The 20,082-nt window shown below is 40.6% G+C and carries 16 protein-coding genes; 7 read left to right on the top strand and 9 right to left on the bottom strand.

The window, feature by feature from the left end; translation table 11 throughout:
* Positions 1-73 precede the first annotated feature (73 nt).
* On the bottom strand, positions 74-1,021 hold the full coding sequence (locus J576_RS08000) for a LysR substrate-binding domain-containing protein (protein WP_002050405.1): 948 nt from the start codon (positions 1,019-1,021) through the stop codon (positions 74-76).
* Positions 1,022-1,266: 245 nt separating this feature from the next.
* Here J576_RS08000 and J576_RS07995 point away from each other — a divergent pair, with 245 nt between their 5' ends.
* The 3 genes from J576_RS07995 to J576_RS07985 all read left to right on the top strand — a co-directional run bounded on the left by J576_RS07995 (position 1,267) and on the right by J576_RS07985 (position 5,315).
* The gene (locus J576_RS07995; protein ID WP_016804361.1) at positions 1,267-2,487 is read left to right on the top strand and encodes an acyl-CoA dehydrogenase; all 1,221 of its coding nucleotides are present in this window, start codon (positions 1,267-1,269) and stop codon (positions 2,485-2,487) included.
* Between the two features lie 224 nt (positions 2,488-2,711).
* Complete coding sequence (locus J576_RS07990; RefSeq protein ID WP_031982482.1) at positions 2,712-4,034, top strand: MFS transporter; 1,323 nt, start codon at positions 2,712-2,714, stop codon at positions 4,032-4,034.
* Between the two features lie 51 nt (positions 4,035-4,085).
* Positions 4,086-5,315, top strand: coding sequence for a CaiB/BaiF CoA transferase family protein (locus J576_RS07985; protein ID WP_002050431.1), 1,230 nt, complete (start codon positions 4,086-4,088; stop codon positions 5,313-5,315).
* Between the two features lie 104 nt (positions 5,316-5,419).
* On the opposite strand, the gene tcuB is transcribed toward J576_RS07985, so the two are convergent.
* The 6 genes from tcuB to J576_RS07950 form a co-directional block, all read right to left on the bottom strand.
* Positions 5,420-6,553, bottom strand: a complete 1,134-nt coding sequence (gene tcuB / locus J576_RS07980; RefSeq protein WP_002050342.1) for a tricarballylate utilization 4Fe-4S protein TcuB — start codon at positions 6,551-6,553, stop codon at positions 5,420-5,422.
* Entirely contained in the window at positions 6,543-7,949 is a 1,407-nt protein-coding gene (gene tcuA / locus J576_RS07975) for an FAD-dependent tricarballylate dehydrogenase TcuA (RefSeq protein ID WP_000543960.1), read from the bottom strand. The genes tcuB and tcuA overlap by 11 nt, the downstream gene beginning before the upstream one ends.
* 103 nt (positions 7,950-8,052) lie before the next feature.
* Positions 8,053-8,982, bottom strand: coding sequence for a LysR family transcriptional regulator (locus J576_RS07970; RefSeq protein ID WP_002050377.1), 930 nt, complete (start codon positions 8,980-8,982; stop codon positions 8,053-8,055).
* A 131-nt stretch (positions 8,983-9,113) separates the two neighbouring features.
* The gene (locus tag J576_RS07965; protein ID WP_002050439.1) at positions 9,114-9,908 is read right to left on the bottom strand and encodes a substrate-binding domain-containing protein; all 795 of its coding nucleotides are present in this window, start codon (positions 9,906-9,908) and stop codon (positions 9,114-9,116) included.
* Between the two features lie 93 nt (positions 9,909-10,001).
* Entirely contained in the window at positions 10,002-11,312 is a 1,311-nt protein-coding gene (locus tag J576_RS07960) for an MFS transporter (RefSeq protein WP_033855550.1), read from the bottom strand.
* A 278-nt stretch (positions 11,313-11,590) separates the two neighbouring features.
* Positions 11,591-12,520, bottom strand: coding sequence for a LysR family transcriptional regulator (locus tag J576_RS07950; protein ID WP_002050404.1), 930 nt, complete (start codon positions 12,518-12,520; stop codon positions 11,591-11,593).
* Between the two features lie 299 nt (positions 12,521-12,819).
* On the opposite strand from J576_RS07950, the gene J576_RS07945 reads away from it, so the two are divergent.
* Positions 12,820-14,205 (top strand): hypothetical protein, encoded by a 1,386-nt coding sequence (locus J576_RS07945; RefSeq protein ID WP_002050279.1) that lies wholly within the window; start codon positions 12,820-12,822, stop codon positions 14,203-14,205.
* 33 nt (positions 14,206-14,238) lie between these two features.
* Positions 14,239-15,606 carry an amidohydrolase gene (locus J576_RS07940; RefSeq protein WP_002050351.1) on the top strand — a complete coding sequence of 456 codons (1,368 nt, stop codon included), beginning with the start codon at positions 14,239-14,241 and terminating at the stop codon, positions 15,604-15,606.
* Between the two features lie 58 nt (positions 15,607-15,664).
* On the opposite strand, the gene J576_RS07935 is transcribed toward J576_RS07940, so the two are convergent.
* A complete protein-coding gene (locus J576_RS07935) occupies positions 15,665-16,672 on the bottom strand; it encodes an AraC family transcriptional regulator (RefSeq protein WP_002050289.1) in 1,008 nt (335 codons plus the stop codon).
* 215 nt (positions 16,673-16,887) lie between these two features.
* Between J576_RS07935 and J576_RS07930 the strand changes: the two genes are divergently transcribed.
* The gene (locus J576_RS07930) at positions 16,888-17,913 is read left to right on the top strand and encodes a fatty acid desaturase (RefSeq protein ID WP_081400949.1); all 1,026 of its coding nucleotides are present in this window, start codon (positions 16,888-16,890) and stop codon (positions 17,911-17,913) included.
* A 101-nt stretch (positions 17,914-18,014) separates the two neighbouring features.
* Here J576_RS07930 and J576_RS07925 read toward each other — a convergent pair whose 3' ends face one another.
* Complete coding sequence (locus J576_RS07925; protein ID WP_002050436.1) at positions 18,015-18,623, bottom strand: LysE family translocator; 609 nt, start codon at positions 18,621-18,623, stop codon at positions 18,015-18,017.
* Between the two features lie 255 nt (positions 18,624-18,878).
* Here J576_RS07925 and J576_RS07920 point away from each other — a divergent pair, with 255 nt between their 5' ends.
* Positions 18,879-19,751, top strand: coding sequence for a LysR family transcriptional regulator (locus J576_RS07920; protein ID WP_002050426.1), 873 nt, complete (start codon positions 18,879-18,881; stop codon positions 19,749-19,751).
* Positions 19,752-20,082 lie beyond the last annotated feature (331 nt).

The raw sequence follows: 20,082 nt of genomic DNA, 5'->3' as shown, positions 1-20,082 counted from the left end.
CTTAACTAAAAAGGTTGTGATCTTATCAATCACAGTCTTTTTTTATGCGTATAGATCGCACAAAGTGGCTCAGCTAATTTGTATTACTCTTTAGTTGTTCTAGCTCTTGGTAAATCCACTCAACAAATTTTTGAATAGTCGGTGAGATGTCTTGGCTCGAATGGATGAGGTAGTACTTTCGGCTGCCTTTTAATTTTTTATTGGAAACAATCACCAGTTCCTTTTTTTGTAGTTCAGACTCAATCAACATTTGTGGAATTAAAGCCATTCCCATGTCATGACTCGCAGCAACCGCAAGCATTGAAAATAACTCATGGCGTTGTCCATCAAAAGGTTTCGGGTGTTGCATCTGATGAGTCAGAAACCATTCTTGCCAAATACTAGGCCGAGTGGTTTGTTGCAGTAGGGGAATTTTCAGCAGATCTTCAGAGCTTAAATCATAGGTATTTTCATTAATCATCACAGCATCTGGAAAATACTTTTCGATGAGTCTTGGTGAGCATACAGGTACAATTTCTTCATCCATTAAATAATGCGCTTGTATGCCGGGCCAGTGGTCAATTTGCTGCTGCGTACCTGCAAAAATCGCAGCATCAAAAATATTGTCATTAAATAAAAAGGGCTTGGTACTGGTTTCTAAATGAACCGTAATTTCAGGGTGTTTTTGATTTAAAAGATGGAGCTTGGGTAATAACCATCGCGTTGCGAAGGTAGGAACTACACCTAACTTTAATGTTCCACCTAAACCTTTATGAGAAATCACATCGGCCGTACATTTCTCTAAGCCTAATAAGTAAGGTTTAATACTTTTAAAATACTGTTGACCAGCAATGGTGAGTTCAACACCATGCCGAGTACGTATAAAGAGTTCAACGCCCAAGAAGTCTTCTAACTGCTGAATTTGGCGCGAAACTGCACTTTGAGTAATGCATAGCTCTTGCGCAGCATAGGTATAACTTAGATGTTTTGCTGCACTTTCAAAGCAAATCAGGCCCTGAATGGATGGGATGCTTCTTCGCATAAATAAATCCTTTTATTTGTCATCATATTTCAAAACAGCATATGACCTACATGCAAATATCCGAGTTTAGTATAAAAATAAGCCATTTTTAATGAAATACAATGAATTAAATATCTAAATTTAAACCTTCTTATTTTAAATATGCGTAAGTTGCATATCTGCATGAACATTTATCGTTTGATTACTGAATTTTTCACGCATAACATCGAGTTAAATAAAGAAGATCAAATCAAGCAGAGGATGCGATGAATCACATGGTGACAACAAAAAAAGCAAAAGTTCAATTTAACTGGCAAGACCCATTTTTAATTGAGCAACAGCTTAGCCCAGATGAGCGCATGATTCGTGATGCGGCTCATGCCTATTGTCAAGAACGTTTGCAACCACGTGTACTTGAACAATTTCGTCATGAAACAACAGATCCATCTATTTTTCGTGAAATGGGAGAGCTTGGCTTACTGGGGCCAACCATTCCTGAGCAATATGGCGGCGCGGGTTTGAACTATGTGAGTTATGGTTTGGTTGCGCGTGAAATTGAATATGTCGACTCGGGCTATCGCTCTATGGCGAGTGTACAAAGCTCATTGGTGATGGTTCCAATTCATGAATTTGGTACTGAAGAACAAAAGCAAAAGTACTTACCAAAACTAGCTACTGGTGAATACATTGGCTGTTTTGGTTTGACTGAACCTGACCATGGTTCAGACCCGGGCAGTATGATTACTCGTGCTAAAAAAGTTGACGGTGGTTACCGTTTAAGTGGCGCAAAAATGTGGATTACCAACAGTCCAATTGCTGATGTATTTGTCGTTTGGGCAAAAGAGATTTCTGCTGAAGGTAATGTGGGTGACATTCGAGGCTTCATTTTAGAAAAGGGCTGGGAAGGTCTATCTGCGCCTGCCATTCATGGCAAGGTCGGTTTACGTGCCTCGATTACAGGTGAAATTGTGATGGATAACGTTTTTGTACCTGAAGAAAATGCATTCCCTGAAATTCGAGGTTTAAAAGGTCCATTTACCTGTCTAAATAGCGCTCGCTATGGCATTGCATGGGGGGCAATGGGTGCTGCTGAGTTCTGCTGGCATACTGCACATCAATACACCATGGACCGTAAACAATTTGGTCGTCCGTTGGCTGCAAATCAGCTGATTCAAAAGAAACTGGCAGATATGCAAACGGAAATTGCTTTGGGTCTACAAGCAGCTTTACGTTTCGGCCGTATGAAAGATGAAGGCATTGCATCAGTTGAAGGCACGTCCCTAATTAAGCGTAATAACTGTGGAAAGGCACTTGATATTGCCCGCATGGCACGTGACATGATGGGTGGAAACGGCATTAGTGACGAGTTTGGCGTAGCACGTCATTTGGTCAATCTTGAAGTCGTAAATACTTATGAAGGCACACATGACGTTCATGCCTTGATTTTAGGTCGTGCACAAACAGGCATAGCCGCATTTAGTAACTAACTCATTCATTTTAAAAATAGAGGTGTTCTTTTGGGAGCACCTGTAGGGATTTTTACGCAAAAATTTATGGAAAATGACAAGATTCATCGTAAGGATACTCATGTGAAGATGTACGTCTGTGTACTTAAAACCAAATGTAAGATGATGAAAATGTAAAAGATTAAGTCATACAGAAAACATAAGTAGGCTGCCGATGACTCATTTGGGAAAATGAGGAATTAAAGATGAACAATGACGTTCAAGTAATATCGAAAGAATTGAGAACTACATTTCCAAGCAATCTTGGAACATATGAAAAGATCGGACCGAATACATGGAAATGGGCATTGTTATTTGCTTATTTTGCGATGGTGGTCGATGGCATTGATATTATGCTGCTGTCTTATAGCTTGACCAGTTTAAAGGCAGAGTTTGGGTTAAGTACCTTTCAAGCGGGTGCCTTAGGTAGTGCTTCTTTAGCAGGTATGGGTATTGGCGGGGTTTTGGGTGGCTGGGCATGTGACAAGTTTGGTCGTGTACGAACCATTGCCAACTCGGTGACCTTCTTTTCTGTAGCAACTTGCTTATTGGGCTTTACGCAAAGCTTCGAGCAATTTATGGCTTTACGTTTTACTGGTGCTTTAGGAATCGGAGCACTCTATATGGCTTGTAATACCTTAATGGCTGAATATGTGCCAACCACTTACCGTACCACGGTCTTGGGCACGTTACAGACGGGTCAGACTGTAGGTTATATTGCAGCGACCCTATTAGCTGGCGCAATTATTCCAGATCATGGCTGGCGTGTTTTGTTCTTTCTGACCGTAGTACCTGCTTTCGTTAATATTTTCCTGCAACGATTTGTGCCAGAGCCAAAATCTTGGCAGCTCACCAAAATTGAAAGCTTACAAGGCAATAGACAACCTAAGGAAATGGTCGTGGCTGAAAAGCCAAAAAGTAGCAGTATCTACAAACAAATCTTTAATAATTTTAAGCACCGTAAAATGTTTTTGTTATGGATGACCACAGCATTCTTCTTACAGTTTGGTTATTACGGCATTAACAACTGGATGCCAAGCTATTTAGAAACAGAAGTGCATATGAACTTTAAAAACTTAACCAGTTATATGGTGGGTTCATATACAGCAATGATTTTAGGCAAAATTTTAGCAGGGTATCTTGCTGACAAATTTAACCGCCGTGCTGTTTTTGTGTTTGGAACAATAGCCAGCGCTGTGTTTTTGCCAATCATTATTTTCTTCAATACTCCTGACAATATTTTGTATTTATTAATCACCTTTGGCTTCTTATATGGCATTCCATACGGTGTAAATGCGACTTATATGGCTGAAAGTTTTTCAACCGATGTACGCGGAACAGCCATTGGCGGGGCTTATAACATTGGTCGTGTCGGGGCAGCGATTGCACCAGCCACCATTGGTTTCTTGGCATCGGGTGGAACTTTTGCCATGGCCTTTATTGTGATGGGTGCTGCGTATTTTGTTGCAGGGGTATTGCCAGGCTTATTTATTAAAGATCGTCAGTACGATCCACAAAGACAATCATAAACAATGACAGGGAGGTGCATTAGCACCTTCTAAAAAGATAAGGGTATCATTATGGGTGCATTACAAGGAATTCGAGTTTTAGATTTAAGTCGTGTACTTGCAGGGCCTTGGTGTGGGCAAATCTTGGCAGACCTTGGCGCGGAAGTGATTAAAATTGAACGTCCTCGAGTCGGTGATGACACCCGTATGTGGGGACCGCCATGGATGCCTGATCAAGACGGAAATATGACCCGTGAATCTGGCTACTTTCAGTGTACTAACCGTAATAAATATTCGGTTGCGGTAGATATAACCACACCCGAAGGTCAGGCCTTAATTTATGAAATTGCCAAGACTGCCGACGTGGTAATTGAAAATTATAAGACAGGATCTTTGGCTAAATATGGTTTGGACTATGCTTCCTTAAGTGAGTTAAACCCAAATATTGTGTATTGCTCGATTACTGGTTTTGGGCAAGATGGCCCACGTGCAGCAGAACCCGGTTATGATTTTATTATTCAGGGTATGTCTGGCTTAATGAGCATTACCGGTGAGCCTGATGATGTAGCAGGTGGTGGCGCACAAAAGGTTGGTGTGGCTGTGGTAGATATTCAAACTGGATTGTATTCAACCATCGCGATTCAAGCTGCCCTGATTGCACGTTCGCATACAGGGCGTGGTCAGTATATTGATATGTCACTCCTTGATGTACAGGTCGCGGCACTCGCAAATCAGGGAATGAATTATTTAGCTTCAGGTAAAGCGCCACAGCGCATGGGTAATCAGCACCCAAGTATTGTGCCGTATCAAACTTTTAAGGCTAAAGATAAAGAATTTATTATTGCTTGCGGTAACGACAAACAGTTTAAAGATCTGTGTATTGCAATTGGTTATCCAGAGTTACTCGAAAATGAAAAGTTTGTGCGTAACCAAGACCGCGTAAAATATCGAGATGAACTGATTCCTTTATTGTCCGAGTACTTTTTGCAGAAAACTGCTAAAGAATGGGTCGACATGATTCATGCGCTTAAAGTACCTGTAGGTGTTATCAACTCTATTGAAGATGCTTTAGCTGAACCACAAATCGTACATCGCAATTTGGTGGTGAACATTCCCCATCGTTTAAATGAAAACTTCCAAACCATAGGCTCACCTATCAAACTGTCTGATACTCCCGTTGAATATCATCATGCGCCGCCAGAGCTAGGTGAACATACTGCTCAAATCTTATCGAGATTTAAAACAGCAGAAGAGCTTGCTGCATTAAAAGAGAAGGGCATTATTGATGGGAAAATTGCTTAAGCTATTACCGTTTTCAATATGTCCATTCAATTATCATTGTAGTTGAATATAAAAAACCGCTTTTATAGCGGTTTTTTATTAGGAAGTTTTTCTAATCTTAAACATTATGACTTCTTGGAAATACGCTCTTCGATGGCGAATTTGAGTAAAGAAGCACTGCGGTAAAAACCATGTGCGAACTTTCCAAATGGCATGGTAATGAAGAATGTCATGACCGTAGCTAAATGAAAAATCAGTAAAAGTGCCATGTAAGGGGTATTGCGAAATGCCATGAGAGCTAAGCCTGAAGCACTGACTAAGATTAAAAGGAAAATAAAGCCTCGATCTACAGGTCTTTGCTCACGGTCACCATGTAATGGATGACGTTTAAGATTTAAATAGAGCAAGCCAGATGGCCCAACCACTAAGCCAAGTCCACCTAACGTACCTAAAATCACAGGTAAGCTAAAGATTGGGTAAGGGGCATGTAGGTCAAGGAAATAATGATATAAAGTTGCTACACCTGTGGCTGCAAAGCAGAGCATAAAGCCATAAAAGGTGAGGTGATGGAACACACGACGGATTTGTGTGTAACGGTCATCTTGCTCATTACAGCCTTTGCCATGTCCACCATCTAAATATTTAAGCGTTAATACATTTTGAGTGGCTTGAACTAGGTCGGGTTTCTCAACTTTGCCGTGAATAACTTTAGACGTCTGTCGCCAAAATTTACTAATCCCAATGCCGAGCAAAACAATCGCAACTGTAAAGGTCGCTCCAAACAGTAGAGCTAAAAAGTTATGCGGGAAAATCGCGTAGAAATTACCTTGATAGCCTGCAAACAGGTCGGTGCCTTTGTACCACACCACAGCTAACATGCATAAAAAGAAAATAGCTGATAATGCTGAGACAAAAGGAATGCCAACAGACTTATAAAGTCGGCCTAGCGGTTTAGGCGTCGCAAACTCTTGGTAAGTTTCCAAACGTACTTGTGCCATCGCTTTTGGAATGTTTACGCCAAACTCATGAGGTGGCGCATATTGGCAAGCGTGTAAACACGCACCACAGTTATGGCAGAGGTTTGCGAGGTAATGAATATCGGCTTGATTAAACTCAAGACGTTTGGTCATGGCCGCAAATACAGCGCAAAAAGACTCACAGTAGCGACAAGCATTACAAATCTGTAGAGCTCTTTGGACTTCTTGCTCATGGTCAGAGAGCTGAACAACTGGAATTAGGGCTTTGGTACTAGCATTCATGTTCAACTCCTTGTGAAAGTGCATAGTGGGCGGCATTTTTTCCGGCAATGCGTCCAAAGGTTGTGCCGATCGACATACCAACGCCTGCGGTATAACCCTGTCCGAGTACGTTACCTGCCATCATTTCACCTGCGACAAATAGGTTGCGGCTTGGTTTATTGTTAAAACGCACCGCAGCATCGTCTTCGACTTTTAAACCTAAATAGGTAAAGGTAATGCCGGGTTTAAGGGCATAGGCATAGAAGGGTGGTTGATCGAGAGGAACAGCCCAATGGGTTTTGTTGGGAACAATATTTTCGGTGGTGCAGTCATCTAAAACCGTGTGGTTAAAGGTGCCTTGTACGCAGGCTTGATTAAATTCTTCTACGGTATGGCATAAGGTTTTTGCATCCAGCCCGATTTTTTCGGCCAGTTCTTGAATGCTATTTGCTTTTACACCTGCAAACACAGGGGGCATAAAGCGACCAATTGCTTTTGAGTCGATAATCGAATAGGCAATTTGCTGTGGCTGTTTGGCAACAAGACGACCCCAAATCGCATAACGTTTTGGCCAGAAGTCTTCGCCTTCATCGTAAAAACGTTCGGCTTTGTTATTGACCACAATCCCTAGTGAAACGCAGTCAATACGAGTGCAGATGCCGCCATCATATAACGGTGCTCTTGCATCTACAGCGACGCAATGTGATTGTGATGGGTCACCAATAATATCGGCGCCTTGATCTATCATAAATTTAAGCAAGTTGCCCTGATTAAAGCGGGTTCCACGAATAATGAAGTTATCGGCAGGCCATTCGCCGTTTTCATTTTGTCCCCATGCTTCTCTTAACCATTCGAGATTTGACTCAAAACCGCCTGCGGCCAATACACAGCTTTTTGCTTTAAACACACGGCCATCTTCAGCAATTGCAGCTTCAAAATGTCCTTGGTTTAACTTTAGATCTTTAATTTTTGTGTTGTATAAAATCTCGATGCCAAGCTCTTGGGCACTTCGGTAATACGCATTAATAAGGGCTTTACCGCCACCCATAAAAAAGGCATTGGTACGTGCAACATGCAAAGCACCCGATAGGGGTGGTTGAAAATTCACGCCATGTTTACGCATCCAGTCACGGCAGGTGGCCGTGCTACGAATCACTAGACGGGCTAAGTGTTCATTAGTTTTGCCCGCAGTCACTTTAAGTAGGTCTTGCCAATATTCTTCTTCGGGATAAGCATCGACCAATACGTCTTGAGGAGCATCATGCATGCAGCGAAGGTTACGAGTGTGTTGTGAGTTACCACCACGCCACTCTTTGGGCGCTGCCTCTATTACCAGCACAGAAGCACCACTTTCTTTTGCTGTGAGCGCGGCACACAGTGCGGCATTCCCACCACCAATCACAATTACATCATGCATGGATTTCTCCCTTTCTCAGCTAGGGCTAATGTAGCTTCAAAAGGAAAGATGAAGTGAGAGGCTAGGCTTGAATGGGTGTTTAGTAAAAATAAACACTAATGGCTTAAGTGTTTATGAGTTCCGCACCGGGCCAGTGCTTTTCATTAATCAAGTTTGCTACACAGGCACGAATCACTACTTTCGTGGCTAAGGTGGCAGGTGAGAGCTCTTCTTCAGAGAGACTAATTAAATAATTAATACGTTCAATAGCAGGTTCTACAACGCGTAGCAAACATAAGTCTTGCCTTGAGTTTAATGATGCACCCGCAGGTTGAATGGTTGCCATTTCGAGTTGGCTAATGCTTTCCATTAACAAATGCAGCCCATCAATTTCATAGGCCACTTTAAGCTGGTGAATTTTCTGTTCGAGCAACAAACGCAGTCCATGTCGCTGGCTTGGTAAAATCAGTGGAAGTTCTTTAAGCTGTGAATGAGTAATGGTTTGAGTATCGATACAGCTTTCAAGATGGTACTGACTCAGTACTTCTTTTGGCGAGATTAAAAACATCTGTTCTTTGACTAAAGGTTGTATGGCCCACTGTGGGTCGACATCGTCACTAAAGATGATGGCAACATCGAGCTGCCTTGCATTAACTAAGGCCTTGAGGTCACCCGATAGGCCTTCAATTAAACGGACTTTAATGTCGGGATAACGGTTTCTCATGAGTTTTAAAAAGTGCGTGCCAATAACCGATGCGACACTTGGCGAAAAACCGACGGTGACATGACCACTTAAACGTGAAGAGTGTGCAGAATCTACAGCATGGTCTAAGTGCCTAAGCGCCAGTTGAACTTGTTGAAAAAAAGCTAAACCCGCAGGGGTGGGAACCGTACCCAAAGCAGTACGTTGTAAAAGGCGAATAGAAAGCTCACTTTCTAATTTTGAGATTTGCTGACTTAATGCAGAAGTTCCAATATCGAGATTTTTTGCAGCTTTACCCAAGCTTCCTGACTCGATCACTGCAATAAAATACTTTAATTGTTTAAGTTCCACGGCAAATTCTACTTTGACCTTTGTTAATTATTCTACACTGGTTTATTGCTCTACATTTTGTTCTATTGCTTTGAGTAAACCGTTCAAAGAGGAAAGGCAACATCCTCTCAAAATGCTGCCTTTTAGAGCTTTTATTGTTTAACCTGCTCAAGACCCTGTTCTTCAATAATTTGTGTTGCTTGAGGCGATTTCACAAATTGAATAAGTTCTTTTGCAACTTTTGCATGTTCCGAGTTTTTACCAATACCAGCAGCAAATACGGTAACTTTTTGGTAAGGCGCAGGGATTGGACCAACTAACTCAACTTGACCATATTTGCCGGTAAAAGGTTTGATTTCACTAATTTGCTGGAAACCAATATCAAACTGGCCTTCGGCAATACGTTTTGCAACGCGGTCGCCTACCACTTTTTCTGCTTTACTCGAAATTACTTTGTATTCGACAGGTGGAAAGCTTGGGAAAACATCTTTTTCAAGATGCGTACCACTCGCACTTGCAGAATAGCCTATGTGCTTGGCATTTAATAAAACTTTTTCAAATTTTGCTGCAGAGCTAATGTCTGGCTTTGGTGCACCTTTAGGCACAGCCATGCCAATGCTTGAATTCACCAAAGCACTTTGTGAGTTTGGGTCAACATAACCTTTTTCTGCAAGTTTGCTTAGTTCAGGAGCAGCCAATACCACCACATCAAAGCGTTCACCACGATCGAGACGGTTTGGAATTGCAGTTGGCGATGCACCCATTGATGAACCAGACGAAAGGTGAACCGTATGACCAGTTTGCTTTTCAAATATTGGAATGAGTTTTTCCATAGATGAATAGAAACCGCCAGAGCTAATCACTTCTAACGTATCTGCGTTAGCAAGCGTTGAACCTAAGCCAGCACCAGCTAGGCAAATGGTCATGAAGATAGGGGACTTTTTCATAGTATCTCACTTTTAATGACAGGAGAGCACAGTACGGAGACTTAAGATCTGCCGTACTGTTCATTAAAATTTCAGGTTAAGTAGTTAGTTGTTTTAAGCGCTAACCTTTGCAGGTTCAGCAATCGCGTCAGATTTTTTCTGCTTAGAACCGCGACATAGATATAAACTTGAGATGAGACTACATACCGCAGCAAGCATGAGCCAGAACGCTGGTGTGCTTGCATTGCCAGTGTTTTCTACTAGGAAAGTACACGCCATTGGCGTCATACCACCAAAAATCGCGGCTGCAAGACTAAACGCTAAAGAGAAGCCAACGGTACGAACACGTTTTGGCATTACTTCGGCAAGCGTTGCGACCATAGTGCCGTTGTACATACCAAAGAAGAACGAGAAGTAAGCAAGAGTAATAAGTAGGTTTGAGAAGCTAATGTCGCTCACCAACCAGCTTAAAACCGGATAGCTGGTAAAGATCGCAAGAGTCGTAATACCCACTAACACTGGACGGCGACCAATTTTGTCTGAAAGCAAACCACCCATTGGCAACCAGAAGAAATTCGACAAACCTACAAACACGGTTGCTAAAAGGCTATCTGTGACCGACATTTCTAAAGTACGTTTCGCATACACCGTGGTGTAAACCGTAATAAAGTAGAAAGTTGTCGTAGTCATCGCACTCATCATCATGCCGGCAAGTACAATGCGCCAGTTGCTTACAAGTGTGCTGAAAATTTCTTTTGAAGATGGATGAGTTTTTTGTGCTTTAAATGCTTCAGTTTCTTCTAAAGTACGGCGGAATAAGAAGATTAAAGGAATGATCAAACAACCAATTAAGAACGGAATACGCCAGCCCCATTCACTCACTTGTGCATGAGTTAAAACGGTGTTGAGCCAATAACCAAATAACGCTGCAAACACGACCGCAATTTGTTGACTACCAGACTGCCAGCTAGTGATAAAACCACGGTTTTTATCGGTTGCAATTTCTGCAAGGTAAATAGACACGCCGCCAGATTCAACACCTGCCGAGAAGCCCTGTAACAGACGGCCAATGACCACCAAAATAGGGGCCATAATACCGATGGTGTCATAACCCGGTACAAAGGTAATTAAGATGGTACCAATAGCCATCAAGCTTAAAGTCACAATCAACCCTTTACGACGACCAATTCTGTCGACATAGGCACCCAAGAAAATAGCGCCAAGAGGACGCATAAGAAAGCCCGCAGCAAACACGGTAAATGTCATCATTAATGAGACATATTCATTATCTGAGTGGAAAAATTTTGCTGCGATATAGGTGGCATAGAAACCAAAAAGAAAAAAATCGTACTGTTCTAAAAAGTTGCCACTCGTTACGTTTAATATTTTTTTAAAAGTAGCCCTACGGTTATTAACGACATCCATTGGAGACCTCCTTGGCCTGACAAAATGGAAACATTCACGATCTTCAAGGTTTGGACGTAAATTGATTCAATCAATAAACCTAAATAGGAAATGGGTTAGAGATGAGATTTAAAGGTGTCCTTGGTAGAAAATGTGATGCCTTGTTTCCAGTTAAAACTACACATCTATATTTCGATAAACAGAAAACCACTTATCATTCGAAGGAAAATGTAATCTTAAAAAGCAGGGAGGAGTGAGAGGCGAAAATTAATTAGGTATTTAGAAAAATTAATGACCCTTTAAACAATAATTTCAGAACATGGCCAAATTTGGTTTTGAATTAACTCTTTCACACAGGCCTTAATGGCTGACTTGGCGGCAAGTGCAGCAGGTGATAATTCTTCTTCGGCAAGGCTCACCAAATAGTTAATTCGTTCAACTTCAGGGTCGACAACCTTAAGCAATTGCAGCTTGTGTTTATACTCTTGCAGGCAGGCACTTCCGGGCCTCACACTTGCAAGGTCAAGATGAATCAGGCTGTCCATAAGCAAATGCAAGCCATCAATTTCATAGACGACATTAAGCTGTCCAATCTTGTGCTCAAGCAGTTTTCGTAAGCTATGGCGTTGACGTGGCAACACTAAAGGAATATCACCAATTTGCTGCGACTGAATAATGCCGCTTTTAATACATTCGCTAAGTCCGTATTTTTCGAGCACTTCTTTGCGTGCCATTAAATACATTTGCTCGCGTACTAAAGGCTGTATAGACCACTGTTTATCAATTTCATTGGTAAAAATAATGGCGATATCAAGCTGACGTGAATTAATCGACTGAATCAGGTTCCCCGACAGGGTTTCCACAATCTCTAAACGAATATCTGGATAACGTTCAGACATTAGTTTCATTAAAGGGATGCCAATCAAAGCTGTAATGGTCGGTGGAAAACCAAGGCTGACATGGCCTGATAGCCGTGCTGAATGTGCAGCATCTATGGCGAAGTTCACTTGACGCAAAATCAGTTGCGAGTGCTTTAAAAAGGCAAGGCCAGCAGGGGTTGGGGTCACACCAAAAGCATTACGCTGTAATAAGCGAATGCTTAACTCTTGCTCGAGCTTACTAATTTGCTGACTAACCGCCGAAGCACCGACATCGAGTTTTTGGGCAGCTTTTCCAATACTGCCTGATTCAACGACCGTCAAAAAATACTTTATTTGCTTGATTTCCATAATAAATGTATTCGCTCATCATCCTTGATTTATAGAGATATGAAGGATTGGGAAATCTATCATGTGTTTTAATATTAACAGCAAAAAATATAAAAGTTTCTTAAAAAATCACTCTCTAGCCTAAAAGTCCAATCAATTTTTATGGTTAATAAAAAGATGATGTTCTGCTTACAGCTATACAAACCATAACTTTTCAATATGGCATCTACGGTCAAATTATTGGCGTTTTGAGCTAAGCATAATCGTTCAAATCTACATAAAGTGAGGAATCAAAATAAAAAAATATCCAGGATGGATCTATGAATTTTGTTGTGAATAAAAAAATATTGATCTTAGGAATAGCATCGATTTGCACAAGCACATTACATGCGGCTGCATTTGATAAAACAGGGCAATCTGTAGCGGCATTTTTACAACCGGGCAACTATTTTGAAGCAAGTTTAGGAATCACAGATGCAGATTTAAGTGGTGTAGAATCGGGCACAAACCCGTCACATCATTTAATTTCAGATATCGCTAACACCGATTATCGACCTACCGCAGCCTTAAAACTACAGTTAGCACCGCATTATTCATTTGGCCTGCTTTACGATCAACCATTTGGTGCCGACACGGAATATTCAGGCCTAAATGGCTTTGTTGCAACGCCAAAAGACACAGTTATGTTACCCGGCATTACAACAGCAGGGCTTGCCAATGCTACTTCTGGTCAAGCTCCTACAGGAAATGCAAAATCAGAATTTGATATACAAAATTTAAGCTTTATTTTGGGATATCAACCCACAAAAAACTGGAATCTTTATGCGGGGCCAGTCTATCAAACCTTTAAAAGTCAGGTTGAATTAAGAGGTAATGTATTTAGTCTTTATAACGGCTATGACTTTCACACCAAAACTGTAGGTGACTTAGGGTGGTTAGCAGGGCTTGCCTACCAGATTCCAGAAAAAGCTGTGAAAGTCTCATTAACCTACCGTTCAGCCATTACCCATAAAGTAAACGCGACTGAAAATGCCCCACTCATTGAGATGTTAAGCACTCAACAAGGTCGTGATTTAGTTAATCAGCATCTAGACTACATGATTTCTATTGGTCAGATGACTCCACAAAAGAAAGCTTACTTAAATCAGATTATTGGCAATTTGCCAGAACAAGAAGATGCAGGTACAACAAAATTTAAATCTCCAGACTCAGTGAATTTGGAGTTCCAGACAGGACTTCGTCAGGGAACGTTACTGTTTGGTAGTTTACGCTGGGTAAATTGGAGTGATCTTGCTTTGCAACCTTATCGCTTTGGTGAGATCTCAAAAGTTGTTGGCGTACTATCAACGCCAAGCCGTCCGGAAGGTTTTAATTTGGTTCGTTATTATGACGACCAATGGTCTTTAAATTTGGGTTTAGGACAACGCTTTTCGCCAAAATGGTTAGGTTCTGTGTCAGTTGGATGGGACTCAGGAGCAGGCGATAAAGTGTCAACGGGTGGCCCAACTAAGGGATATTACAACTTGGGCGTGGGTGCTCAATATAGCCCGACATCGCGATACTTTATTTCTGGTGGTGTGAAGTATTACTGGTTAGGCGATGCAAAAGCTCAGCTTGGCGCACAGGCGGGTAGTGACTATTATGTAGGTGAGTTTAAGGATAACCACTCAGTCAGCTATGGCTTAAAAATTGGATATAAATTTTAAAATTAAATCAGTCATTTATAAGGTTTTAATTACATGAATAAAATCATTAAAAACGGTATGTTTTTAGGGTTGTCGACTTTGATTTCAGGTTATGGAACTCTTCTCCATGCGGAAGCAAGTCCAACAACTTTGCCAGCGGTTTCGCAAAAAGCGTTAACTATTATTGATGGCCAAACAGAATGGTTAAGCAAGGTCTATAAAGACATTCATGAACACCCTGAACTTGGGTTTATGGAAACGCGTACTTCTGCCATTGTTGCCAAAGAACTTAAGTCACTAGGTTTTGACGTTAAAACCGGAATAGCCAAAACAGGCGTGGTCGGTATTTTAAAAAATGGTGAAGGGCCAACAGTCATGTACCGTGCCGATATGGATGCCAATACTGTTGAAGAAGCGACTGGTCTACCATATGCGAGTAAAGTACGCGTAAAACTCGATGATGGAACTGAAACACCTGTAGCACATATGTGCGGTCATGATGCACATGTGACATGGATGCTCAGCATGGCAAAAACATTAGTGGCTTTAAAAAAGGAATGGAGCGGAACTATTATTTTAGTCGCGCAACCTGCCGAAGAGCCGATCACAGGTGCAAAAGCTATGGTGACCGATGGCTTGTGGACAAAATACAACTTACCAAAACCTGATTATTTCTTTGCCGTGCATACCACACCTGCACCTGTGGGCGTGGTCATCAATGCACCGGGACCACGTATGGCGGGAACCGACCAGCTTGATGTTTTATTTAAAGGTGTGGGTGGACATGGCTCATTACCAATGCTCACCAAGAACCCGATTAGCATGGCTGCAAACGCAGTGACTCAATATCAAACCATTATGGGTAATGCAGTTGATCCGCAACAAGCGGCAGTGTTATCGATTGGCTCAATCCAAGCTGGAAACTCGAATAACGTGATTCCTTCTACGGCATTAGTCAAAATGAATTTGCGCTGGTTTGATCCAAAAGTACGTGAAACCATGCTAAATAATATTAAGTCTATGAGTGAAGGTGCCGCCCAAATGCAGGGGATGGGTAAAGATCAATTACCTACCTTTACGTTTAAAGGTTCGAGCACACCTGTAGTTAACAATAAAGAATTTTCGGCACGTTTAAATGGGCCTTTAAAAGCATTATTAGGAGATAAACATGTTCTAACTGAGTATCCAGCTGTTATGGGATCAGAAGATGTTCATCATTTGTTAGGCGACCAAAAAGACATTCCTTTTAACTTTATGTTTATTGGTGTGGCAGACCCAGTTGTGTTTGCAAATGCAGTCAAGCAAGGCAAACCTGTACCTTATATTCCACATAGTCCAAACTATATTGTTGATTTAAAAGCTTTACCAGTTGGTGCCAAAGTCACTACAGTTTCGATGCTAGAACTACTTACTAAAAAATAAGTTACTCATAAAAAAAAGATGCACTTACATGCATCTTTTTTTTCTAAGTTTTTAAAAGTTAAGAGCAAGCCAGATATTTTTCTCGATAATGGATTGGTGATAAATCGGTCCAGCGGCGAAACGCGCGGGTAAAACTACTTACATCGGTAAAGCCAAGAATATAAGCAATCTCAGTAATATTATGGCTTGAGTTTTTAATATACGATAAGGCGAGCTCATGCCGAGTCTGATCAAGTAACTCACTATAAGAGGTGTTTTCGGTAGAAAGTTTGCGTTGCAGACTCCGTATGCTTAAGCCCAGACTTTTCGCAACATCTTGTTGTTGAAAATCACCTGTAGATAATTTTTCAATTAATTTTACTTTCACTCGTGCCAATATATTTTCTTTATCGAGCCGTGCCAGATAACGATTAATAATTTCATCATATTCTTGGGTGAGAGTCGGATTTGCACCTTCTAGTGGTTGTTCTATGGTTGCCGTGTCAAACACAATCATGTCTTTAGGTGCATTAAACACAATCGGGGCTTTTAAAATACTCTGAAAAGTTTCTAGATCTTCTGGCTCTGAGCGTCTAAGTTCAATGCGTAAGGGTGAAAAAACAGAGCCTTGTAAGGCACGACTTGAGCGAATAAAAACGGAAATAAATGCATCTATTGACTCGGGCTGAACTTCGTCGGGAACATGAATCACGAAATAATGATTATTTCCTTGCCCATAAAACTCTAGCTCTGGAATATCCGTAACCACACGAAAATAACGAATAATTCTTAGAAACATCTCTTTTAGGGTGGTGCTGGTAATCAGTGAATGCCCTAACACATGAAAAGTATTTTGATTGACTTGGCTGGCAACTTTAAGGCCAAAACATGAATCTTGAGTTTTCTGAACTGCTAATTTCCATAAATTTGCTGTTTGTTTTAATGAATATCGTGCATCAGGATTACTCAGAGCCTGAATATCTAAACCTGCTTGTTCTAATAAAGGTTGACTATCAACACCGGCTTTTTCGAGCGCTTTTTGAATCGCTTTCACCCAGCTAGCCAGTGCCGTTGCTGTCTGTGGCATGTTATGTCCTATAACTTGTGATTCATATTCCTCTGAACAGTATAAAAGATTCAAAACTAAAAAATCTTTTGTTTATTCTGAATCTTTTTATTTTGGCATCCATAGCCAATAGATTGGCGTTTCGAGCTAAGCACACTTAGGGTGATCTAAATAAAGTAGGGGCATGGAAAACTGAGGAATAACGGATGACCTATATTTATAAAAATCCTGCCGGAATGACCGATAGCGAAAAAACCGAACATATTAAAAAAGTAGTAACAGCAGAAGGCGTGGCTTTACGCAAACGCCATCCTATTTTGAATCATCAAAATGCCATTGGGGCGATGATTCTATTTATATCTTTGGTCGGCATGATAGCGACTGCCGTGCTCTATATAAATCATCAACTTTCAGCTTGGTTTGCAATTCCGATTATTGCTTTTTTTGCATCGCTCACGCATGAGTTAGAGCATGATCTGATTCACTGGATGTATTTTAGAAAGAAACCATGGGCACATCATTTAATGATGGGTTTAGTCTGGTTAGCTCGACCAAGTACCATTAACCCGTGGAAACGTCGTGAGCTGCATTTTAACCATCATAAAAACTCAGGCACCGAAGTTGATTTAGAAGAAAGAGCTTTAACCAACGGAGAACAGTGGAGCATACGTCGTCTCATCGCGATTGGTGATAACGGCTTGGCTGTCTTGTTCCGTATTATTTCTGCAAGCAATTGGACGGTGAGAAAAGTAATTTTTAAACGTGCATTTATGGCTTATTTTCCGTTAGGAATTATTCATTGGTCGCTGTGGTATATCTTTTTAGGTTTTCATGCAGTAGATGCTGTTTTAAGTTGGGCGAATGCACCGATTGCTTGGTCAGCTACCACTTTAAATATTATGCATGTGGTTAATATTTTGACTGTTGTTTGGGTTGCACCGAATGTACTGCGTACCTTCTGCTTGCACTTTGTGACTAGCAATATGCATTACTACGGCGATGTCGAATTGGGTAATGTCATTCAGCAAACTCAGGTGTTAAAACCTTGGTGGATGATGCCGTTCCAACTGTTTTGCTTTAACTTTGGTTCAACGCATGCCATCCACCATTTTGTGGTGAAAGAACCATTCTACATTCGCCAAATGACGGCACCGGTTGCCCATAAAGTCATGCGTGATATGGGAGTACGGTTTAACGATGTTGGAACCTTTAAAAGAGCAAATCGTTGGAACATAAATGATTTATCAGAGTCAAAAAGTTAAAACATAGCTTTTTATCTCACTCAAATGGACTGAGTTCTGTACGAAGCGCTCAGTCCATTAACCATAAACTCACTATAGAGTTTCTTAAAAATTAAGCGGCTCTACTGAAACTTAGTAAAAAGCAAAATCACACCTAACACACATAAAATTGAACCAATCACCCTATTAATCTGTACTTGCTTGGCTAACATTTTTTGTCTTAGTAGCATGGATGAGAACAGTACAGCCACAAGTGAAAACCATACAAAATGGGCAAATGACATAAAAAAGCCATAAGCCAAAAGAATAGTTTTAGGCGTGGTTAAACTCACAATTTGCGTATAGGTACTAGTCACAAATAGCGTGGTTTTTGGATTCAGGGCATTGGTAAAAAAGCCGTATTTTATGGCTTGCAAAGTACCTATAGAAGTTAAAGCAGCAGTGTCTAAAACAGGTTTTTGAGTAAAAGTTTTATAGCCAATATAAATCAGATAAAGCGCACCAATATACTTAACAGTATTCAAAATTTGCGGTGTATATGCCATCACAAAGGCAACGGCAGCTAATGTGTAGGTGACATGCACCAACACACCAAGCGATATGCCGAGTGAAGTGAAAACCCCTATTTTTCTGCCATACAGATAACTATTTTTTGTGACGATCGCGAAGTCAGCGCCGGGGCTTACCACTGCCAAAATCGTAATGAGAATAACCGCAATAAACTCTGCCATTATCTTGTACCCTCAGTGAAAACGAGGGATCTATTCTGTACTTTTTGGAATGTATTCGAGAGGAGAACTGTTTTACTTAAAGCTACTATCCTTTTGGTGAGAAAGATTGCGGCTTTACATTTATGAAGATAGATATAGATATTTAAAATATTTTTCATCATCTAAAATAGGTTTTAATAAAGGTGATTTTTATTTTGAACAGAAACCTACAAATAAAAATCGATAAAAACGACAACATAACTATGAGTTTTTGGAATGATCGAAAGAATATCGCTGAATTCATTAAAATTTTTCTATTTTGTGGCGAAGTATGGCAGCGTGACTTTAGCCGCAAAGAAATTATTTGTGACGCAAAGTGCAGTCAGTAAACAGATTTATAATTTAGAAGAAGCTTTAAATACGACTTTATTCGACCGAAAAAATAAAACGCTTGTGATGACTGAGCAAGGTGAAATTTTATTGAGTTGTTGCCATCAGGTGTTTGGTCAACTCGATGAATGTTTAATACAGCTCAGCCAACCCGAAACCGAAAACAAGCAACTGGTTTTGTCCTGTGAACCGACTCTTTCTATGAAATGGCTCATTCCGCGGTTATCAAAATTTAAAAAGCTCGGGCATGATTTTGAGGTTGTGCTACTCACAGCAGGCGGTGTGGTTGATTTTGAAAAAGATAATATTGATATCGCGATTCGTAGAAATGACTTTGATTGGGGAGAGCATATTTATAGCGAAAAAATTGCCGATGAATATATCGCTCTAGTTCAATCAACCAAGCCATCGGAAACCAACGACGTACTCATTTCGACCTCTAGACCAAATTTTTTCAAAAGTATGAGTCGCATTGCTGAGCTAAAGCAAAGTTTAAAAGGCTACACCAAAGTTGAACTCGAACATTTTTATTTATGTTTAGAAGGTTGTTTGGCGGGACTCGGCGCGACGGTCATTTCAATTTATATGATTGAAAAAGAGCTTGAGTGGAACGCAATACAAAAAATTTCACCAATCGTTCAAGATAATTCAGCCTATTTTTTACTTTCTCATAGTGCTTTTGAGGAAGATCCACGCAAAAACCTATTTTTAGAATGGCTAAAATCAGAGATGAGTGAGATTCAGCATAAATTGCTTTAGGATGAGGAGTTTTATTCAAAGAAAAATTGTTTAATTAATTGAAAATAATCATAAATTCTAAACTTTCAGGCGCTACAACGCGAGCGCCGTATATTGAATTTCTACTATCTAAAATTCCCTAAGATGAAAAATATTTAACTTCATACTTATTTATTAAACTCTAAACATGAATTTCACTCAGTTTTGAATGAGATTAAATCATTTTTATTCATGTTCTGATTGCGGTATAAATCTATCCATGCTCTGAAGCACTCCAGTTATTCACTTTTGATAAGACCCCACAAGGCACAAAACTGACAAGGCTGGAAAGTTCAAAAAGAGCAAAAAGATT

This window comes from Acinetobacter sp. 766875 (assembly GCF_000582055.1).
In the GTDB taxonomy this organism is placed as follows: domain Bacteria; phylum Pseudomonadota; class Gammaproteobacteria; order Pseudomonadales; family Moraxellaceae; genus Acinetobacter; species Acinetobacter nosocomialis.
Note: the sequence above shows the minus strand (reverse complement) of the source record. Positions and strands in the feature narration are given on the sequence as shown.